This window comes from Bacteroides fragilis NCTC 9343, from assembly GCF_000025985.1.
Lineage (GTDB): Bacteria > Bacteroidota > Bacteroidia > Bacteroidales > Bacteroidaceae > Bacteroides > Bacteroides fragilis.
Window position 1 is genome coordinate 1,685,431 of the sequence record NC_003228.3, and the last position, 19,809, is coordinate 1,705,239.

General features: G+C 46.7%; 16 protein-coding genes. 10 read left to right on the forward strand and 6 right to left on the reverse strand.

Going from position 1 to position 19,809, the window contains the following annotated elements:
- The first annotated feature begins 43 nt into the window (after positions 1-43).
- Both BF9343_RS06550 and BF9343_RS06560 read left to right on the forward strand, forming a co-directional pair.
- The gene (locus tag BF9343_RS06550; protein ID WP_010992469.1) at positions 44-1,546 is read left to right on the forward strand and encodes a putative Ig domain-containing protein; all 1,503 of its coding nucleotides are present in this window, start codon (positions 44-46) and stop codon (positions 1,544-1,546) included.
- Positions 1,547-2,075: 529 nt separating this feature from the next.
- On the forward strand, positions 2,076-2,972 hold the full coding sequence (locus tag BF9343_RS06560) for a histidine decarboxylase, pyruvoyl type (protein WP_005786245.1): 897 nt from the start codon (positions 2,076-2,078) through the stop codon (positions 2,970-2,972).
- A gap of 127 nt (positions 2,973-3,099) precedes the next feature.
- On the opposite strand, the gene nudC is transcribed toward BF9343_RS06560, so the two are convergent.
- The 6 genes from nudC to BF9343_RS06590 all read right to left on the reverse strand — a co-directional run bounded on the left by nudC (position 3,100) and on the right by BF9343_RS06590 (position 9,267).
- On the reverse strand, positions 3,100-3,882 hold the full coding sequence (nudC, locus tag BF9343_RS06565; protein ID WP_005800766.1) for an NAD(+) diphosphatase: 783 nt from the start codon (positions 3,880-3,882) through the stop codon (positions 3,100-3,102).
- 31 nt (positions 3,883-3,913) lie between these two features.
- Positions 3,914-5,503: an ABC-F family ATP-binding cassette domain-containing protein gene (locus BF9343_RS06570; RefSeq protein ID WP_010992471.1), complete on the reverse strand. Its 1,590-nt coding sequence runs from the start codon at positions 5,501-5,503 to the stop codon at positions 3,914-3,916.
- Positions 5,504-5,819: 316 nt separating this feature from the next.
- On the reverse strand, positions 5,820-7,196 hold the full coding sequence (locus tag BF9343_RS06575; protein WP_010992472.1) for an FAD-dependent oxidoreductase: 1,377 nt from the start codon (positions 7,194-7,196) through the stop codon (positions 5,820-5,822).
- Positions 7,197-7,252: 56 nt separating this feature from the next.
- Entirely contained in the window at positions 7,253-7,855 is a 603-nt protein-coding gene (locus BF9343_RS06580) for a DUF417 family protein (RefSeq protein WP_005786253.1), read from the reverse strand.
- Positions 7,856-7,942: 87 nt separating this feature from the next.
- Positions 7,943-8,782, reverse strand: a complete 840-nt coding sequence (locus tag BF9343_RS06585; protein WP_008768221.1) for an AraC family transcriptional regulator — start codon at positions 8,780-8,782, stop codon at positions 7,943-7,945.
- Between the two features lie 2 nt (positions 8,783-8,784).
- Entirely contained in the window at positions 8,785-9,267 is a 483-nt protein-coding gene (locus tag BF9343_RS06590) for a cytidine deaminase (RefSeq protein WP_005816623.1), read from the reverse strand.
- A 115-nt stretch (positions 9,268-9,382) separates the two neighbouring features.
- On the opposite strand from BF9343_RS06590, the gene BF9343_RS06595 reads away from it, so the two are divergent.
- From BF9343_RS06595 to BF9343_RS06635, 8 genes are all read left to right on the forward strand, one after another.
- Positions 9,383-10,282 carry a glucosaminidase domain-containing protein gene (locus BF9343_RS06595; RefSeq protein WP_005786259.1) on the forward strand — a complete coding sequence of 300 codons (900 nt, stop codon included), beginning with the start codon at positions 9,383-9,385 and terminating at the stop codon, positions 10,280-10,282.
- Positions 10,283-10,605: 323 nt separating this feature from the next.
- Positions 10,606-11,853: an efflux RND transporter periplasmic adaptor subunit gene (locus BF9343_RS06605; RefSeq protein WP_005786261.1), complete on the forward strand. Its 1,248-nt coding sequence runs from the start codon at positions 10,606-10,608 to the stop codon at positions 11,851-11,853.
- Positions 11,854-11,973: 120 nt separating this feature from the next.
- Entirely contained in the window at positions 11,974-13,239 is a 1,266-nt protein-coding gene (locus BF9343_RS06610; RefSeq protein ID WP_010992476.1) for an ABC transporter permease, read from the forward strand.
- Between the two features lie 19 nt (positions 13,240-13,258).
- Positions 13,259-14,527 (forward strand): ABC transporter permease, encoded by a 1,269-nt coding sequence (locus tag BF9343_RS06615; RefSeq protein WP_010992477.1) that lies wholly within the window; start codon positions 13,259-13,261, stop codon positions 14,525-14,527.
- Between the two features lie 18 nt (positions 14,528-14,545).
- Entirely contained in the window at positions 14,546-15,853 is a 1,308-nt protein-coding gene (locus BF9343_RS06620; RefSeq protein WP_005816631.1) for an ABC transporter permease, read from the forward strand.
- A gap of 3 nt (positions 15,854-15,856) precedes the next feature.
- On the forward strand, positions 15,857-17,143 hold the full coding sequence (locus BF9343_RS06625) for an ABC transporter permease (protein WP_005786271.1): 1,287 nt from the start codon (positions 15,857-15,859) through the stop codon (positions 17,141-17,143).
- Positions 17,144-17,168: 25 nt separating this feature from the next.
- On the forward strand, positions 17,169-18,476 hold the full coding sequence (locus BF9343_RS06630; protein ID WP_010992479.1) for an ABC transporter permease: 1,308 nt from the start codon (positions 17,169-17,171) through the stop codon (positions 18,474-18,476).
- A gap of 6 nt (positions 18,477-18,482) precedes the next feature.
- The gene (locus BF9343_RS06635) at positions 18,483-19,754 is read left to right on the forward strand and encodes an ABC transporter permease (protein ID WP_010992480.1); all 1,272 of its coding nucleotides are present in this window, start codon (positions 18,483-18,485) and stop codon (positions 19,752-19,754) included.
- The last annotated feature ends 55 nt before the right edge of the window (positions 19,755-19,809 follow it).

A 19,809-nucleotide genomic window follows, 5' to 3' on the forward strand; every position in this document is an offset into this window, starting at 1 on the left:
ATCTGTTATTATATTATTTAGTGAAATTAATAAAAGAAGAACTATGAACAAACCCTATTTCATTGCATTTTTACTCTTTTTAGCTTTATGGACAGCCATTCCTTCTGTTTTTGCCGGAGATGTTGTTTTAAAAGTATTTGAAGGGAAACCACGTATCAATTCTCCTCATATCATAGGTAATTATCCTTCAACTCCATTTATCTTTTATATTCCGACTTCCGGTCAGCGACCGATGCAGTGGAGTGCGGAAAAACTCCCCGAAGGACTGGAACTGGATTCCAAGACTGGCATTATTAGTGGAGTCATGACTTCCAAAGGAGATTATACCGTAACCCTGAAGGCTGAGAATGCATTAGGTGTAAGTGTGAAACAATTGGTCATCCGCATTGGTGATGAATTATTATTAACTCCTCCAATGGGCTGGAACAGTTGGAATACTTTCGGACAGCATCTGACAGAAGAATTGGTCTTGCAAACGGCGGATGCGATGATAACGAACGGAATGCGTGATTTAGGATATTCCTATATCAATATAGATGACTTTTGGCAGTTGCCGGAACGGGGGGCTGACGGACATCTGCAGATTGATAAAACTAAGTTTCCACGTGGGATAAAATATGTAGCTGATTATCTGCACGAGCGTGGGTTTAAATTGGGAATTTATTCGGATGCCGCCGAAAAAACTTGTGGCGGCGTTTGCGGTAGCTACGGATATGAAGAAACAGATGCAAAAGATTTTGCCTCTTGGGGAGTTGACTTGTTGAAATATGACTATTGCAATGCTCCTGTAGATAGGGTAGAAGCCATGGAGCGATATGCGAAAATGGGAAGGGCACTACGGGCTACCAATCGTTCGATTGTCTATTCAGTGTGTGAGTGGGGACAGCGTGAACCTTGGAAATGGGCGAAGCAAGTGGGGGGACATTTATGGAGAGTATCAGGAGATATCGGTGACATTTGGTATCGGGATGGAAATCGTGTTGGTGGATTACATGGTATATTGAATATCCTTGAAATCAATGCTCCTCTGAGTGAATATGCCGGTCCATCCGGTTGGAATGATCCGGATATGTTAGTGGTCGGAATAGATGGAAAGAGTATGAGTATTGGTTATGAGTCGGAAGGATGTACTCAGGAACAATATAAATCCCATTTTAGCCTGTGGTGTATGATGGCTTCTCCTTTACTTTCCGGAAACGATGTACGGAATATGAATGATAGTACATTAAAAATCTTGTTGGATCCTGATTTAATAGCCATTAATCAGGATGTGTTAGGTAGGCAGGCAGAACGCAGCATTCGTTCGGATCATTATGATATTTGGGTAAAGCCGTTGGCAGATGGACGTAAAGCTGTGGCTTGCTTTAACCGGGCAAGCTCTCCGCAAACTGTGATATTGAATGAAAATACGATTGCCGATTTATCATTCGAGCAGATATACTGTTTGGACAACCATTTGACAAAGAGTGGTAGTGATTCAAAGGAACTGATAGTAAAACTGGCCCCATATCAATGTAAGGTCTATATTTTCGGTAAAACGGATTGAAATTATCTTGGTTCATTAAATATTTAACAGGCACTTATACCGCAAATTTAATTCTGTCTTTCCATTGCTTTCGATTTATTTCCTAAACAGGGCTGAATGTCCAATACGGAAATAAATCGTTGCAGGAGAAAGCAGTTGTGCAAAAGTTCTTTCACAGAAACTTTTTAATTCCGTGTCGGTTGAGAAATACAACTTGCGTATTTTCTCCTTTTTACCTTTCCCTGATCCATAATGATAAAGAACGATTTGAACCGGATGGTCCCGATTTGTTTGCTTTTTAATCAGCTTCAATCTTAATGTGATATTATCTATAGGACAAACTATCGGTTTTTAAGCTGATCATTGCGTGGAACGTACTCTTTGAATAACAGACAGGTTAATGGGATATCTGTTTGCACTTGCCCAATTGGTAACCTCACCTCTTTTAACATTTTATCTTCTTCGTCTTCTTTTGCTTTCTTTAGGGAGTAGGGGGCAATCATTCTTGAGGATATATTGTTCTTACTGCAACATCTAAACTTAAAAACGTATGAAAGATCTTGTGTCCGGCATCCGGTATGATGCCTCTAATGTGATTAGTCAGGCTATAGGGCCAAGTAAAGAATTTTGCATGGGATATTTAAATCCCGGCGTTGTGGGTGGTGAAGGATATATTTCGACTATGAAATTGTCAGTCGGCACAGTCGACGTGAAAGACCTCGATGCAATAACCGAAAGGATTGTAGCGAAGGATCGTTGTGAGAAGAACGATGCGTATCTCGGGCAAGTCAACCTGATGAAAGCCTCGTCTTTTTGCGGACAGAATGGAGCCATCTGGGGATTTGACCTGGCGATGCACGATGACATTGCCAAAAGGAAAGAGATGCCTATCTACATGCAGGCGCAACCCGAAGGAGCGGATATCCCTGTTTATAATATCCGTCCGTTGCTGGAGGCAACCGAACGTCTGTTCGGCCGTGCCAAAGAGCGCCGTTTCCCTGTACTTCCGGGAGCTTACGTACCGGGAGGTAGCAGAAAAGTTGTGGCATGCGGTCCTGTATGGGTATGGTCTGTAATCGGCCTGGCCATTCTGAAAGACCGTAGTAAAGGAGCTTGCCTGTTTGTAAAGGATGCAGGTACTTATGGAGACGATTCGACAACAGAAGGTGAAGCCATCGGTTTTCTGGAAGGTATACTCCGTAAAGCGACCAACAGTATTGCCCTTTGCGGTGAAGATCAGGATGTGATCTACGACCGTATTTACATCGGTTATAAATATACATTTGTAGAACCCGGTCAGGTAGGTTGTGCCCTGTCGTGCACTCCTGCCGTTTATATGGCGCAAAATGCTATTCCTGCCGATATGAAACCGGCCGATCTTTGCCAGATGACTATCAGTGACTGGGAAGAGAAGCTGGGGCTGGAAGAGTTGACGATCTTCGAATAGAAGTTTTGTAATCAAATACAAGCTACGGACAGGTACACAGGTTTATGATCCTGAGGACGGGTTTCTTTTCGATTCGTCCCTGGTTGTTCGTTTGTGGTAGGTGTACCTTCCGTAGCTTGTTCTGTTTTTACTGTTGTGCGATCCACCAGTCGATCATCTTACGTGCCAGGCTGAGTTTGCGGGGAAGTTCCGGCAAGTGATCCCTGGTATAGAAGTTCCCGGAGCTGAGCTCGTCATCTTGCAGGTGGATGTCACCACCGGCGTAGTCGGCGATAAATCCCACCATCAGTCCGCTCGGATAAGGCCAAGGCTGACTGCCGAAATAACGGATGTTTTTCACATCGAGCCCGGTTTCTTCTTTTACTTCCCTTGCCACACACTCTTCCAATGTCTCGCCTGTTTCGAGGAATCCGGCTACCAGGCTATTGAAAGTACCTTTAAAGTTGCGGGCATGTACCAATAACAGGGAGTCTTCTTTGCGCACCAATACCAGGATGGCTGTTGAGATGACCGGATAGATTTCTCTGCCACAATTCGGGCATTTCTTCATAATGGGTTCTTTCTGTACCAGCGGAGTTCCACAAGTGGGGCAGAAACGGTTGCTGCGGTCCCAGTAGAGAATTTCGTGAACCTTGCCTGCGGCCTGATAGTGTTCCGGCGACAAGTAATCATAAGAAGCGCGCAATCCTATCTGCACGTATTCCGGAGTTTCGGCTATCGGAGAGTCTGTGTAGAAAGCTTTGCATACCATGCCCGTTGCCGTGGTGATGGTGTGTACGGTTATTCCTTCCGAAGTGGTGACAGGGGCATTCTTGCCCGTGGGGATGGAAAAAGCATTGTCGTTCTTTTCCAACAGTAACTGATCTTGGTAAAAGATGAACCACCGGTAGTTGGTTTCTGTATTTATCATTTTGGGATTATTCTTTTTAAACGGTGCAAAATTATAAAAAGATACTCTTTCTGATGCCGGTTTCCTTTACAAAATATTCATCATGTGATACAAGCAGTACACTGCCCGTATAGTTCCGAACGGTAGCTGTGATGATTTCGATACTTTGTATATCCAGATTGTTGGTAGGCTCGTCCAGGATAAAGAGGTCGGGCGTGTTGTTACTAATCATCAGGCAGCAGAAAGCGAGTCGCATTTTTTCGCCTCCACTGAGTTGGATGCAAGGTTGATCCCAGCTCGTTGCCGGGAAGAGAAATCGATTCAACCTGATTTTTATTTCGTGCTCCGGCAGGGCACGTACATTGAATGATTCTGCTTGTTGAAGCACCGTCAGCTGGTTGCAGATGATGGAATATTCCTGATTCAGATAGACATAACTGAACCCGGCGCGTTCCAGTGTACCCGATGTTGGCAATAGGTCACCCGTAACCAATTTCAATAAAGTCGTTTTGCCGCTTCCATTGTCTCCTTCGATTCGTATCCGGTCGCCACTCTTCAGTTGAAAGCAGAGTGGAACCTCCCATAAAGGCGAATTTCCATAAGAAAAGTTTATTTTATGGGCAGTCAGCAATGTTTTTCCCGTATGTAAGGCGGAAGCATGGAAGTCGGTTTTAAGCAAAGTTTTTTCGGCCAGCCTGTTGCGTATCAGGCTACGTTCGCTGGTCAGTTTCTCTGACTTATTCTGATGGATATCCGCCAGTTTGGTGGTACTTTTTTCTGCCCGGTCCTTCAGGGTGTGAACCGCCATGCGGGAGATGCCTTTTTTAGGTACTGATTTTTCGCTCCGTATATTCTGCTTTTCTTTTCGTTCGGCTACTTCGCGTGCCAGTTTCCGTATTTGGCGGAGTTCTTTTTCTTTCTCGTTCAGTTGTTGTTGCAGGGCGTTCTGTTGCAGTTCTTTCTGCTGCTTGTAGAATTCGTAATTGCCTCCGTAACACACAAGTGCGTTCCGGCTCAGTTCACAGGTTTCGGGAAGCCTGTTGAGCAGAGTGCGGTCGTGACTGACAACGATCAGGGTGGAACGGCATTTCTTTACCCATTCGTACAGTCGGTTGCGTCCTTGGTTGTCAAGGTGATTGGTCGGTTCGTCCATCAATACGGCGGAAGGCGCTTGCAGTTCCAGACCAGCCAGGAAGACCCGCGTCTTTTCTCCACCGCTCAGTGTGTGCATGGATTCGGAAAGGGACCTGTTTCCGAGTCCCCAGCCGTTGAGGGCGGCTAAGGCTTTTTCTTCGATATTCCAGTCGTCATCGAGGATGTTGAAATGATCGATGGAGGCATTTCCGTTCAAAATTTCATGAAGTGCTTTCTGCTTCCGGTCTATCCCGAGGGCTTGGGCAATGCTCATTTCATCATATTGCCCGAAGTGTTGAGGCACATAATAGAGGTCGTCGGGGCGGAGCACGTTCCCCGAAGACGGTTGTAATTTTCCGGCCATGATTTGCAGCAATGTCGATTTGCCGCACCCATTGTTGCCGATCAGGGCCAATTGCCGGCCTTTGCCGACGGTGAAACTGAGATTCCGGAAGAGAACTTCTTTGTCTGGATGGATATAGGTGATTTGTTGTACTTGAATACACATGGCGGTCTATTGTTTTGAAAGTAAATACTTGCTGTTGATTTTGTGGGAAGCAGGGAGGGGACAGACAAACACAATAGAGGCTGAACAACACGGATTCGTGATGCTTAACAGTGAATGAAAAGAAGCATATTGAGAAAAGTGATGTTTACCGGAAGTGTTGTCTTACTTAGATATTCTCATGGGTATAAGTATGAAATTAGGTCGCAAAGATAGAGGATATTCCGGTAACTGCAAAAAAGAGAGGGAAGAAATCGGATATTTCTCCCCTCTCCAAATGAAAAGGTTGTCCTGAATCGTGTAAAACAGAGGTTTTAAACTAATCTATTGAAAACAAATCGTTCAGTCCCTCGCCCATACTCGGATGGGTAAAGATGAAATCGCGAAGGAAAGTATAATGCTGTCCTGTCTTCATTGCCATGTTTACCACATTGATGACTTCGGAAGATTCGGCACAGAACAGTGTACAACCCATAATACGTCCCGAATGGCTGTCAACGATGGCTTTCAGTATGCCGTCAGTCTGTTGCAGCGTGCGTGCACGCGGCAGTGCGGAGGCCGGAAGGCGTGACACCTTGAAGGAATATCCCCGTTTGATGGCTTCTTCCTCAGTCAGTCCGACGTGTGAGAGAGGCGGGTCTATAAATACCGAGTATGCCACCGGATTGCGGTCGTCGGCCGTGCGTTCTTTGTTGCCGAAAAGGTCATCCCGGATAATCCGGTAATCATCCAGCGAAATATAAGTAAACTGCAATCCGCCTTTTACATCACCCATTGCCCAGATGTTCGGGGCAGTGGTATGCAGATAACCGTTTACGACGATAGCTCCGTGACTGTCTACTTCGACTCCGGCCGCCTGAAGATTCAGACCTTCGGTCATCGGTTTACGTCCTGTGGCTACCAGGATGGCGTCGCCTTCTATAGTGACAGGCTTTCCGTCGGCTGTATCCGTGTAAGTCAGCGTCACGCCGTCGGCTGTGTCTTGTATGGATTGGGCACGGGCATTGAGGCGGATTTCTATCCCTTTCTTTTCGAGTGTCTCCTTAACGGCATCTGCTATATCACGGTCTTCGCGGGCAATAAACTTATTGCCTCCTTCGAGTACGGTCACTTTACTGCCGAAGCTTGCGTACATCGAGGCAAACTCCAGGCCGATGTAGCCGCCGCCCACAATGATCAGATGGCGTGGCAATACGTCCAGTTCCATCAGTGAGGTGCTGGTATATACCCGCTTGCTGTCTTTCAGCCCGTCAATGGCCGGTATAATGCTGGTAGAGCCGGTATTAATGAAAATCTTCTTTCCCTGAAGTTCGATCACTTCGTCGGGGAGGGTTACTTTCACTACATCCTTTGAAACGAACGATGCCATTCCGGTATAGATGGTCACGTTGGGAAGGCTGCTCAGTTTATTGAACATATTGCCCCTTGAAGCTGCTGTCATCTCGTTCTTGCGTGCTATGGCAGCTTTGTAAGCCTCAGCCTGCTTCTCGTAATCGGTAGGATAGAGCCAACTCACCTTTTCGGCTTCGTGGATAAGCCGCTTGGTGGGTACGCAAGCTATATTGGGACAGGTACCTCCATACATCATGGCGGAACGTTCAATCAGTGCGACCTTCCAGCCGCGTTTGGCTAATTCGGCAGTCAGTGTTTTGCCTCCTTTGCCGAAACCGATAATAATGGCATCATATTGTTTCATAATTCTTATTACTTTTAGGATGTATCTTTATGTAAGTTTATAACATTCCGCAACCCTTATTTGTTTCGCTTTTCCCAGTCGGCTTTCTTCAATGAATTCAGTACACGCTGTGAGGAGTCGGAGAGTAGGGTAACGGCGCTCGCCAGAATTACGATATCTTTAATAACCAGACGTCCGGCACCGGACAGTAAGGGGAAGCCGTATTCTCCGCTTCCCAGGTTCGGAACCCAGACTTCGGGAGTAGTCACCAGGAAGGAGAGAGTGCCAAGCGTCATGATGATGGCCAGTGTGTCGCCTACAAGTGCCACTTTGGGGAAGAAGATGCCTAAGAAAACCAGAATTCCGATGGACATAATCAGAGCTCCCAGTCCGTAAGAGAACGTGTAGGTCCTGTTCGCTTCGTGCCATTCACGGTTGGCGGGGACATAGGCGCCTTCGGGGTTTTTGTGCTCTTTATACTCGGGTGCGTCTTTGGCATAGAAGAAACTCATAAACGGGCTGTTGGCTACGAACGGAACAATGCCGTCGGCTTCGTAATGAAAATACTTCAAACCGCCGATCCATACGAAAACAACGAGGATGGCTACGCGGATAAACTTTAGTCCGAAACCTTTCAGACCGGATGCTACTGTGAGCAGAGTGATAAATTTCTCTTTCATGCTATTTCTTTTTATGGGTTTAACTTTCTGATGCAAAGATCAGGGTTTTCCCATCGGTGCGAAATAGCAATATCGCCGTATGAATTGTCAATTCTTCCCTTCTACCGAATTTCGGTATTGTACGGGGCTTTCTCCGGTCATATTTTTAAAGAAACGGCTGAAGGAAGATTGGTCTTCGAATCCCAGGATGTCGGCAATCTCCTTCGAACTCTTATTACTATATAAAAGGAGTCGCTTGGCTTCCGCTTCCACCCGTTCGTGGATGACTCGCAGAGGTGACGGCAATTTGCAGGAAGAAAAGATGTTTGAAAGGGTTTTGGGCGATTTGTGCAACAAATCGGCATAGTCCTGTACCTGTTTCTTGGTCCGGAAGTGTTCGTCCACCAGGTTATAATACTGGCGGATGATTTCGAAGCTGTATTCTTTTTCCTGGGTAATGTTCAGTCGTTGGCGGGCAATACGCGTGCTTTGGATAATGAAACGTTTGAGCAGGATGCGGAGCATTTCTTCCTGAAGGTTGTCCGACACGGTGAATTCACGGTCCAGCAATCCCACTACGTCTTCCATCGACCTCCGTTCCGATTCGTTGAGCATGAAACGAACGACATGCGAAGAACCGTTGAACAGGAATCCGCTGCATGACACTTCGTGGTCATTGCCGTAAATGCAATAGAAGTTACTGTTGAACAGAACCGTCAGGTACTCTCCGTCGATCGAGAGAAATTCCAGGTGCTGGAGGTTGGAAAGGGAGATGACCTCGTTCTCGGCCAGTATCACTTCCTGATGGTCTATCTCGAGGGTGATGCTTCCTTTGCGTACCCAGATGAATTTATATAAACTCTTTTCTTTCTGCAGGCTCTTTTCGGTGTGATAGCTGGTAGTCAGTGCCAGCATACCTTTCAGTTTGGTCTGGTAAGTTCTTATCATAATCAATCCTCCATGGCTGATGCGTCAAATGACAGGGGTAATAAATGTCCGATGCTTTGTACTTCGTAGATACACTTCTTGCCATAAAGCAATATACGGATGGGCTGTTTATATCGTTTCTCTGTTTCCAGAATCACCTGGCGACAAGCACCGCAGGGCGGGATAGGAGTGTCGATAAAGTCCTTCTCGGTACGTGCAGCGATGGCAAGTGTCACCACAGCTTGGTCGGGATACTGCGAGTTGGCATAAAATAGCGTGGTGCGTTCGGCACAGAGTCCGGACGGATAGGCCGCATTCTCCTGATTGGTTCCTGTCACTACCACACCGTTGGCCAGCAGTGCTGCCGCTCCTACCGAAAAGTGCGAATAAGGTGCATAGCTGCGCCGGGTTGCCTCGATGGCGTCATCCAATAAGGCACGGTCTGTATCATTGAGTTCATCATATTCATATACTTTGATTACAGAGGTAATAGTCAGGTCTTTCATGTGCGTAGGTGGTTTATAGTTCTACAAATCATGTTACAAAGTTAGAAAAGAGATTGATAATCCCAATTATTTTTATGATTTTTGTGCCGCATAACTTAAGATACACAAATAATAGATGAATAGCAAACTCCTCAGGCTGATTGCCATAGTTACAGTCCTTGCTTTTGCTGCAGGTGCCCAGGCGCAGCGCAGGAATTCCCGTTACGTAGATTATATAAATAAGTATAGTGCCCTGGCCGTGCAGCAAATGAAAGAGCATAAGATACCTGCCAGTATCACACTGGCTCAGGGATTGCTTGAGAGTGGTGCGGGCATGAGTACGTTGGCTCGTAAAAGTAATAATCACTTCGGCATCAAGTGTGGCAGTAATTGGAATGGGCGTACCGTTCGTCATGACGACGATGCCCGTAACGAGTGTTTTCGTGCGTACCGCAATCCCCGCGACTCGTACGAGGACCATTCTGCATTCCTGAAGCGCGGAGCCCGCTATGCATTCCTTTTTAAACTGAAGATAACCGATTATAAGGGGTGGGCGCGTGGTTTGAAAAAGGCCGGATATGCCACCGATCCTTCGTATGCCAACCGTCTGATAACGATCATTGAAGATTACGACCTCTATAAATATGACCGTAAGGGGGGATGGAGTTCGTCGAAGAGTGAACCGACGGTGCTCAATCCGCATCAGGTTTACATAGCAAACGGCATCGCTTATATCGTAGCCCGTGACGGGGATACCTTTAAGTCGCTGGCCAAAGAGTTCGATATCCGCTGGAAGAAGCTGGTGAAGTACAACGATCTGCAGCGTGACTATACTTTGATGAGCGGTGACATTATCTATCTGAAAGAGAAGAAAAAGCGGGCATCCAAACCTTATACGGTCTATATCGTAAAAGACGGAGACTCCATGCATACCATTTCGCAGAAATTTGCCATCCGGCTGAAGAACCTGTACAAGATGAACCGCAAGGACGGAGATTATATTCCTGAAGTGGGAGACAGGCTGAGGCTGAGATAGGCTTCACTTCCGGCTGCGGAGCATATCAGAAATACGTTGACAATAAAAGGGTGTAGCCTTCCCTCACGGATGGTTACACCCTTTTGCCGTCGGGGCTACACCCTTTCCGTCGGATGGCTACACCCGGATCATGGTCTTTTCTTGCCGGACTTACAATCGGTTATCGGAAAAAGGGAGTACTGCTTGTTACGAAACTGTACAGGGTGTTCATTATCGGACACCCTCTTTCTTTTTTTTCCCTTGAAACTCAATGCTTTCCTTTTTTGGCACAAGGTTTGAATATAGAGGCATAAAGAACAGTGCAAATTTATAATTAACTATATATGGACAGAGAAATTCCTAAAGAGGTGCGCAATAAAGAGCGTAATAAAAAGATTATCCGTTTTTCGGCTATCGGTATCGTCGGGATAATAGGTATCAGCGTGCTGATTTCGTTGTTGCGTACAGGCGTGCAGAAAAAGGACCTTGTGTTTTCTACCGTCGATAAGGGTACGATTGAAGTCAGTGTCAGTGCTTCGGGCAAAGTGGTGCCTGCTTTTGAAGAGATCATCAATTCACCGATCAATACCCGCATCGTGGAGGTGTATAGAAAAGGCGGTGATAGTGTAGATGTAGGTACGCCCATCTTGAAACTCGACTTGCAGAGTACGGAAACCGACTATAAAAAGCTGCTGGACGAAGAAGAAATGAAACGTTATAAGCTCGATCAGGCAAAAGTGAACAGCCAGACCAAACTGAGCGATATGGCGATGCAGATCAAAGTGTCGGAAATGAAACTTGCCCGGATGAAAGTGGAACTTCGCAATGAACAGTATCTGGACAGCCTTGGAGCCGGTACGACCGACAAGGTGCGCCAGGCCGAACTGAGCTACAATACTTCCCGCCTTGAACTGGAACAGCTTAAACAGCAATACACCAACGAAAAGCAAATAGCAGCCGCTGACCTGAAGGTTCTTGAACTCGATCTCAATATGTTCCGTAAAGGACTTGCCGAAATGAAGCGTACCCTGGACGATGCCCAGATTCGTTCGCCGCGCAAAGCCATCCTTACTTACATCAACAACCAGATCGGAGCCCAGATTCCGCAAGGCGGACAGGTAGCCATTATTTCCGACCTGAGCCATTTCAAAGTGGATGGTGAAATAGCCGATACTTATGGTGACCGTGTGGCAGCCGGTGGCAAAGCCATTGTAAAGATAGGCAGCGAGAAACTCGAGGGAATCGTGAGCAGTGTCACCCCACTTTCGAAGAATGGGGTTATTTCATTCTCCGTGCAATTGAAAGAGGACAACAACAAGCGGTTGCGTTCGGGACTTAAGACCGATGTATACGTGATGAACGCTGTGAAGGAAGATGTGCTGCGCATAGCCAATGCTTCTTATTACGTAGGCCGGGGCGAGTACGATCTGTTTGTGATGACTTCGGATGATGAAATCGTAAAACGTAAAATCCAGTTGGGCGACTCCAACTTTGAATTTGTAGAAGTGGTGAGCGGATTGAACCCGGGCGACAAGGTAGTAGTCAGCGACATGACGAACTACAAAAATAAGAATAAACTGAAAGTGAAATAATACTCCTGAAATATCTTTTGAATGAAGCCCCCTTAGATTTTAAACTAAAGGCCTGTTGGTTTTAAACCAACGAGGTCTTGGTTTAAAAGGTAAGCCGTGTGCCTTTTAATATGCAAAATTATGATAACAATTTATCTCAAACAATCCTATAACTTGCTGAAGGAGAACCGTTTCGTAAATGGTATCTCTATTGCGGGTACAGCTTTGTCGGTGGCGGCCGTGATGCTTATTTATCTTGTCTACCAAGTAAATTTTTCTGCGTATGCACCCGAGTCTAACCGATATCGGATTCTGTTTGTGAGCAGTCTGCAGGCATGTGGGAGTGACGGTCATCCCATCAACAACGGTGGTATGAGCCATAAGGTTGTGCGCGAATGCCTTTATCCTTTGCAGACTCCCGAGGCAGTGACTGCTTTTACTTCCGGAGATCTTCCGGTCAACGTACACGGACAGCAGTTTTACGATAAATATGCTATCAAGTTTACCGATGACGGTTTTTGGAAGGTTTTCGATTTTACTTTCTTGGCCGGCGGTCCTTTTACACATACCGATTGGGAGTCGGGCATACGCAAGGCAGTCATTTCTGACAAGCTGGCGCGCAGACTGTTCGGTACTGTTGAGGCAGTGGGACAAACTTTGCGTATGAATTATGCCGATTACCGGATATGTGGTGTGGTGAAAGAGGTCAGTCGGGCTGCCGAAAGTTCCTATGGTGATGTGTGGATACCCTATACCGCCAACGCTTCTTTATTGAAAGACAATATCTCTTATTGTGAAGGTACTACCGGAGAGTTTCAGGCTTGCATTCTATCGCGTTCCCGGTCCGACTTTGAGGCCATCCGCCGTGAGATGTTGAAGTTACAGTCAACTTTCAATGCTTCGCTCACCGGTACGAAGCTGGATTATATGCATTCTCCTTTCACTCAATGGCAGGCTGTATTGGGCACGAATGGCTTCAGTGAGGGAACCGTGGGCGAATGGTTGAAATCGACCGGTGCGGTGATCCTTTTTCTTTTGTTGTTGCCAGCCCTTAATATAATAGGTATAACCCTGACACAGTTTCGCAAACGCCGTAGCGAGATTGGAGTTCGTAAAGCGTTTGGCGCATGTTCGTTCTCGTTGGTAGAACAAGTGGTGATCGAAAATTTACTGACCTCTTGCATGGGTGGCCTGATCGGGTTGCTGCTGTCATTCGGCTTGCTGTCACTCTGCAAATCGCTTTTCTTTTCGGGAGATGTTTCGCTGACGCACGACATGCTGATACAGCCTCTCACTTTTGTGGCAGCTTTCTTTTTTACGTTGATATTGAATCTGCTGAGTGCTGCGATTCCTGCCTGGCGAGCTTCGCGGATGCCTATTACGGAAGCGTTGCATGATGTGGAATAATTTTTAAAAGCAAAGACCCATGATGATAAAGCAAATATTTAAAATGATATGGAACCAACGTCGCTTGAACGGCTGGATATGGATGGAACTTCTGGTCGTATTCGTGGCACTGTGGTACTTGGTAGATATGTTTGTGGTACAGTTGTATTCTTATACCCGTCCGATGGGATATGATATCACGAACTGCTGGAAGCTTTCGTTCGATGTGTATCCCGAGGATGCCGACGAGTATGTCAATGACACCACCCAGACTCAAACCGAAGGGGAGGCATTGGCCAAAATCCTTGAACGCTTGCGTCGTGCACCGGAGGTGGATAATGCTTGCGTTGCTTTCTACTCTTCACCCTATTCCGGTGGCAACTCCTGGACACAGATCATGCCCTGTACAGCCGACAGCAGCAAGTTCAAAGAGCAATCTTATCATCAATATATCGTTTCTGCGGAATTCTATGATGTATTCCGCATCAAGAGCCGTGAGGGGAAACCGCTTAGCGAACTGCTGACTCAGAAACAGTTGTCGTATTTTATAACTCCTGCGTTGGAGAAAGATTTTTTCGGCTCACAATCGGCAGTAGGACAGAAGGTGCGTTATCCGGGCAGTACGCGGGAGATTCATATTGCGGCGGTAACAGCTCCGGTGCGCATTACAGAATTTGTAAAGCCGGAACCCGAACTTTTCTTTACGATGTGGCCCAAGGAACTGGAACGCCAGGTAAATGCTACCGGAGCATCTAATATGGAGGTTACCGTCCGAATGAAAGAAGAACTGACATCGGAACAGATGGGACATTTTCTCAACCGTATGAAGAATCAGTTGACGGAAAACAATCTCTACATAACCGGCATGGAAGATATGAAGCAACAGCGCAGTGATCGTCTGCAATACGAATGGCGAAAGATCAGTATCAACCTCCTGCTGTCTGTCTTCATCCTGCTCAATGTACTTTTCGGTATAACGGGAACATTCTGGCTGCGCATCGAGCAACGGCGCTGCGAGACCGGCCTGCGGATGGCACTCGGCAGTACGCGCCGGCGGGTAGGGTGGTTCTTTACTGCCGAGGGGTGGCTATTGCTCACCACGGTGGTTCCGTTGGTATTGGTTGTCATATTCAATATGGTACACATGGAGATTCCCGATTTATATAATCTCTCTTTCACTTGGTGGCGCTTTGCGGTCAGTTTTGGTGGGGTGCTGCTGCTTATGGGACTGATCATTGCACTGGGCACCAGGTTGCCTGCCCGCCGGGCCATGAAGTTGCAGCCGGCCGAAGCGTTGCATTATGAATAACTATTAAAATTACATATTATGATAAAACTTTATTTAAAACAATCGTGGATGCTGATCCGGCAGAACAAACTGTTCAGTAGCCTCTATGTGCTGGGCACGGGGCTTGCCATTGCCATGACAATGATCATTGCCATCGTGTATTATATTAAAATAGCTCCTATCTATCCGGAAGTGAACCGTTCGCTGACGATGCGGATGAAAGGGGTAAGCGCCATGCATGTCAAAGGAGGGGGAAATTCATATTCCTGTTCTTATGAAATGCTGAAAGACTGGTTCTATCCATTGCAATCGGCGGAGCTGGTTACCGCTGTAAACGAACACTTTCTGACCCGGAAGGGATCTTATATACAACCGGCCGGGGGAGGCGAGCAAATACCGGCTCTGGTAAAGTATACCGATCCTAATTTTTTTCGGTTGTTCGAGTTTGAATTTCTGGATGGGAAGCCTTTCTCGGAGGCCGATTTAGCCAGTGGGATTCGTAATGTAGTACTTTCTGACCGGATGGCCCGCCGCATTTTCGGCAGGACCGATGTGGTAGGGCAGACGTTTAAGCAAGACTTTAAGGAATCCAAAGTGGTCGGTGTGGTACGTGAGGGTAGTTATCTGTTGCCGGCATCTTACGGACAAATCTATATGCCGTATTCTTGTTTGCCGGGATACGACAAAAACAATGATGGAAGTCATAAGGTCGGTACTTATGTCGTTTACTTCAAGGTTCGTCAGAAAGAAGATATGCCGAAACTTTATGCGGAAGTCAACGAACTGGTGCGTAAATACAATACTTCCCAGAAAGAGTATACAGTAGATATCTTTCATCAACCGGATCCGTATTGGCAGACATGGTTCAGAGAGGGCAATACGAACGAGATTGACTGGGCATCGGTCATTAAACTGTATGGAGGGGCGCTTTTGGCGTTGTTGCTGGTGCCTGCCATCAACCTGAGTGGCATGATATCCAGCCGTATGGACGATCGCCTGGCGGAAATGGGGATACGAAAAGCGTTTGGAGCCAACCGGAAACAATTGTTGAACCAGGTGTTATGGGAGAATCTGCTTCTTACCTGTATCGGTGGATTGATGGGACTTATTGTTTCGTGGGGACTGCTTGTGCTGGGGCGCAATTGGGTGTTTAGTCTGTTTGACAAATATCCGACAGTCATATCCGACGGAGTCGATGTGGCTATCAATCCGCAAATGCTGTTCAGTCCTTTGATGTTTTGCGTAACGTTTGCTTTTTGTTTGATACTGAACCTGCTTTCCGCATGGTGGCCCACATGGCGTTCGTTGCACAAAGATATTATTGATTCACTAAACGAAAAGAAATAAAATATGATACGACTAATAATGAAAAACCTCTGGGCCCGCCGCCGGAAGAACGGATGGTTGCTGGCCGAATTAATATTGGTATCGATTGTCACATGGGTGATTGTTGATCCGTTGGTGGTGCTGACACATGACCGGAATTTGCCGGAAGGCTATCGTCCCGATCACCTTTTCCTGCTTCAGTTGGCTTCATACCCTGCCGGGTCGGAGCAATTCCGTGCCGAAGAGAATGATACATTGGCGCGTAAAGCCAATTTCGAACGGTTGCTCAATAAACTCAAACACTACGAGGGAGTCAAGTATACTACTTTCATCTTGAACGAACAGTATCCTTCGGCACTTTCCATAAGCAACGGCAACACGATGTTCGATACCATTCCGGTCCGCACTCTCCGTCTTGCCTTTATACCTCATACCGATTATTTCCGAACCATGGGGATGGAGGGAGCCGAGGGTATGACGGCCGAACAATTGGATAACCGTGATTTCCTGTGGACCGAATCGGTGCTGACAGCGGATATCTCACAACGGCTGAAAGACGGAAAACCGCTTTACGGACGCCGCCTTGGAAACGGGGACGAGGAAGACTACCGGGTGGGGGGAGTGATAGCTCCTGTTCGCTACCGGAGTTATATGCAGCCCATGCCCATAGAGTTATATGTGTATGAAGAGTTTCCTGATTATATGTACTATTATATTCCGCTGATAGCTTTGCGTATAGACGATCATTTGTCGGAGAAGGTTTTCTTGCATCACTTCCGTGAGTGGATGAATAAGGAGTTGACAGTCGGTAACTATTATGTGAAGTCAGTGCAGTCGTTTAGCGACATTCAGGAGCAGCATGAATTTTCCGAGGGTATCACCAATCAGTATCGTCTGAACCTGGCTTTGGGTATCTTCTTTTTAGTGAACCTTTGCCTGGGAGTAGCAGGAACTTTCTGGATGCAGACCCGTTCACGCCGTGAAGAGGTGGGCATCATGCTTTCTTTCGGCGGTACTCCTTCACACATCACCCGCCTGCTGTTATACGAGGGTTGGATACTGACCACATTGGGTACGTTGACCGGCTGTTTACTCTATTTGCAATACGCATTGAGGGACGGACTTTATACTACCTGTAACAGTGCGGAAGAGGCAATGCCTGCTTACTGGATCAACCACTTCGGCCTGCATTTTACGGCGGTTACTCTGATCGTATATCTCTTGCTGCTGATTGTAGTTTCCATCGGAATCTGGATGCCGGCACATAAACTTAGCCGTATCAGTCCGGTAGATGCGCTGCGTGACGAATGATCACTCGTTAAACCCATAAGACAGTATGATTAAACTTTATTTCAAACAAGCCTGGCAACTGCTGAAACAAAATCCTTTGTTCAGCAGTGTGTACGTGCTTGGTACAGGATTAGGCATTGCCATGACCATGAGCTTGGTGATCATTTATTACATCAAGATGGCACCGGTCTACCCCGAAGAGAACCGGAACCGAATCCTGGTGAGTAAAGGGATGACTGCGATAGAGCAAGGCGATGAAAATAACTGGTTCAGTTCGAATGTATCTTTTCAGACGGTGAAACGCTTCTATTATCCGCTAAAGAGTGCCGAGGCTGTGGGGTGTTCTTTGGACGGGCATACTACATCGCTGCTTGAACTGCCGGAGAGTAAAGATCTGAAAGAGGTACAGGTGAAACTGGTAGATGCCGGATTCTGGAAAGTTTTCAGCTTCGCTTTTGTAGATGGTAAGCCGTTCACCCGGGCTGATTTTGATTCCGGATTGCGCAAAGCCGTTATTTCCGTAACGTTGGCTCGCCGGCTTTACGGAGATAATGCTCCGGTGGGCCGTACCTTTGTTCTCGACTCGGACGAATATCAAGTGTGTGGCGTGGTTAAAGATGTGTCCTTCATTACTCCTGCTACGTATGCCGACATCTGGTTGCCGCTGACGGTAGATGCTGAGGTCGTAGAGGAGAAAGAGGGTAGTTATGAGTTGATTGGAAATCTGAGTGTTTATATGTTGGCACCCTCTGTCGGTTCGAAAGATAAGGTTGCCGGGGAAGTGCGGGATGCGTTCCGTAAATACAATTTCTCTCAGAAAAAGTACAAGGTCGATTTATATGGACAGCCCGTATCTTATTGGAAAAGCACTTTTTATGAATATTGTAATTCGGCACCCGATTGGGGAAAACTGATACGGACGTATGGGACTATCCTGCTGGCTTTGCTTTTTGTTCCTGCACTGAATCTGGCAGGAATGATCGCTTCGCGGATGAAACGTCAGCTTTCTGAAATGGGTATACGTAAGGCTTTCGGGGCCTCCAAAGCTTCGCTCCTGATGCAGGTCTTTTGGGAGAATCTGTTTCTTACGGGGCTTGGAGGGTTGTTGGGCTTATTACTTTCGTATCTGATTGTCTATTGCGGGCGTAATTGGTTACCCGACCTGCTAAGTGCATATTCGGATGTGATACCCGAGGGAGTTGACAGTTTCTTAACTCCCGGTATGTTGCTGAATCCTGTGGTGATAGGCATTACATTTCTGGTCAGCTTGATACTGAATGTGCTGTCGGCTTTGATTCCGGCCCTACATGCTTTGAAGAAAGATATTGTATATTCGCTTAACGATAAAAGATAAATAGCTATGAACCTGATGATGATACTCCGCCAACTGTGGAACCAGCGTGCTGCCAACGGATGGATTCTGGGCGAACTGGTGGTTGTGACTTATTTCTTATGGGGAGTAGTCGACCCTGTGTACGTATTATTGTCCGACAAGGCATTGCCTGACAATTACGACCTCACTGATACTTACTTGCTGAGCATAGGTGCATACTCTGCCAATCATACCAGATATAATCCGGAGTTGGATTCGGACTCATTGAAACAGGTTGATTTTATGCGTATTGTAGATCAGGTACGCCGCTATCCGGGAGTCTCTGATGTGACTGTCAGCTTTTTCAATTCATATCCGCAAAGCGGTACCTGGAATGGAGGACAGCTTTTCAATGATACGATCTTTGCAAATATACAGCAGATGACATTTCTTTCCGGCACCGACTATTTTGGAGTCTTCCGGATACATGATGCCCGGACGGGAGAAATACCTCCGGTGCTTGCGGAAGGAGAACAGGGAATCTATCTGACTCCTGACGTTGCCGAAAAACTGTTCGGTGAAAAGTATCCGCAGAACAAATGGATACATTGGGGAGACAGTACCCGTAAATCTCCGTTGACTGCTGTAATCGATCCCTTGCAAATCAGGAGTATCAGTCAGCCCGGTCCGTTGGTATTCAAAGCTACTTCTGAATTAATCCATCTTCCGGGAGCGGCCCGCATCTGCTTCCGCGTACGTGACGGACTGGCATCACCAGCTTTCACCGAGACTTTTAAGCGTGAGATGCGTCCGCGGATGCAGATCGGAAACTATTATCTGGCGTCACTCACGGATTTTGAAACGGTGAGTAAACACTTTGAGTATTATATGGGAACTACGGGCACTATCCGTTTGCAGATCATCCTTGCTTCATTTTTTCTACTCTGTGTGTTCTTGGGGATGGGCGGTACTTTTTGGTTACGTTGCAACTCACGGCGGGAGGAAATGGGAATTTACATGACGATGGGGTCTACTCGCCATCGGTTGATCCGGCAATTTCTTCTGGAGGCCTGGTGGATGGTTACTATTGCATTTGTAATAGGAGCCTTGGCGCAATTCCAAGTTGTATATCTCAATGGTTTTGCATTTCCGCCGGATGATCCGAATCCGGATTATATACAGAATCGTCCGGTGTTACACTTCCTTATTGTATCAGCCATTTCATATATTTTGATCCTGGCTGTTTCGTTTGTGGCTACTTACATCCCGGTGTCGAAAGCTGCCCGGATGAATCCTGCGGATGCTTTGCGGGACGAGTAATCAAACTTAAAATTCACCACGGATCGGCAGATTGCACCGATATATCATGTAGACG

Bases quoted from the DNA above. Each gene is read 5' to 3' on its own strand.
- BF9343_RS06610 (WP_010992476.1), top strand. From the start codon at position 11,974: ATGATAACAATTTATCTCAAACAATCCTATAACTTGCTGAAGGAGAAC.
- BF9343_RS06625 (WP_005786271.1), top strand. From the start codon at position 15,857: ATGATACGACTAATAATGAAAAACCTCTGGGCCCGCCGCCGGAAGAAC.
- BF9343_RS06615 (WP_010992477.1), top strand. From the start codon at position 13,259: ATGATGATAAAGCAAATATTTAAAATGATATGGAACCAACGTCGCTTG.
- BF9343_RS06550 (WP_010992469.1), top strand. From the start codon at position 44: ATGAACAAACCCTATTTCATTGCATTTTTACTCTTTTTAGCTTTATGG.
- BF9343_RS06580 (WP_005786253.1), bottom strand. From the start codon at position 7,855: ATGAAAGAGAAATTTATCACTCTGCTCACAGTAGCATCCGGTCTGAAA.
- BF9343_RS06560 (WP_005786245.1), top strand. From the start codon at position 2,076: ATGAAAGATCTTGTGTCCGGCATCCGGTATGATGCCTCTAATGTGATT.
- BF9343_RS06635 (WP_010992480.1), top strand. From the start codon at position 18,483: ATGAACCTGATGATGATACTCCGCCAACTGTGGAACCAGCGTGCTGCC.
- BF9343_RS06595 (WP_005786259.1), top strand. From the start codon at position 9,383: ATGAATAGCAAACTCCTCAGGCTGATTGCCATAGTTACAGTCCTTGCT.
- nudC (WP_005800766.1), bottom strand. From the start codon at position 3,882: ATGATAAATACAGAAACCAACTACCGGTGGTTCATCTTTTACCAAGAT.
- BF9343_RS06605 (WP_005786261.1), top strand. From the start codon at position 10,606: ATGGACAGAGAAATTCCTAAAGAGGTGCGCAATAAAGAGCGTAATAAA.
- BF9343_RS06590 (WP_005816623.1), bottom strand. From the start codon at position 9,267: ATGAAAGACCTGACTATTACCTCTGTAATCAAAGTATATGAATATGAT.
- BF9343_RS06575 (WP_010992472.1), bottom strand. From the start codon at position 7,196: ATGAAACAATATGATGCCATTATTATCGGTTTCGGCAAAGGAGGCAAA.
- BF9343_RS06585 (WP_008768221.1), bottom strand. From the start codon at position 8,782: ATGATAAGAACTTACCAGACCAAACTGAAAGGTATGCTGGCACTGACT.
- BF9343_RS06620 (WP_005816631.1), top strand. From the start codon at position 14,546: ATGATAAAACTTTATTTAAAACAATCGTGGATGCTGATCCGGCAGAAC.
- BF9343_RS06630 (WP_010992479.1), top strand. From the start codon at position 17,169: ATGATTAAACTTTATTTCAAACAAGCCTGGCAACTGCTGAAACAAAAT.
- BF9343_RS06570 (WP_010992471.1), bottom strand. From the start codon at position 5,503: ATGTGTATTCAAGTACAACAAATCACCTATATCCATCCAGACAAAGAA.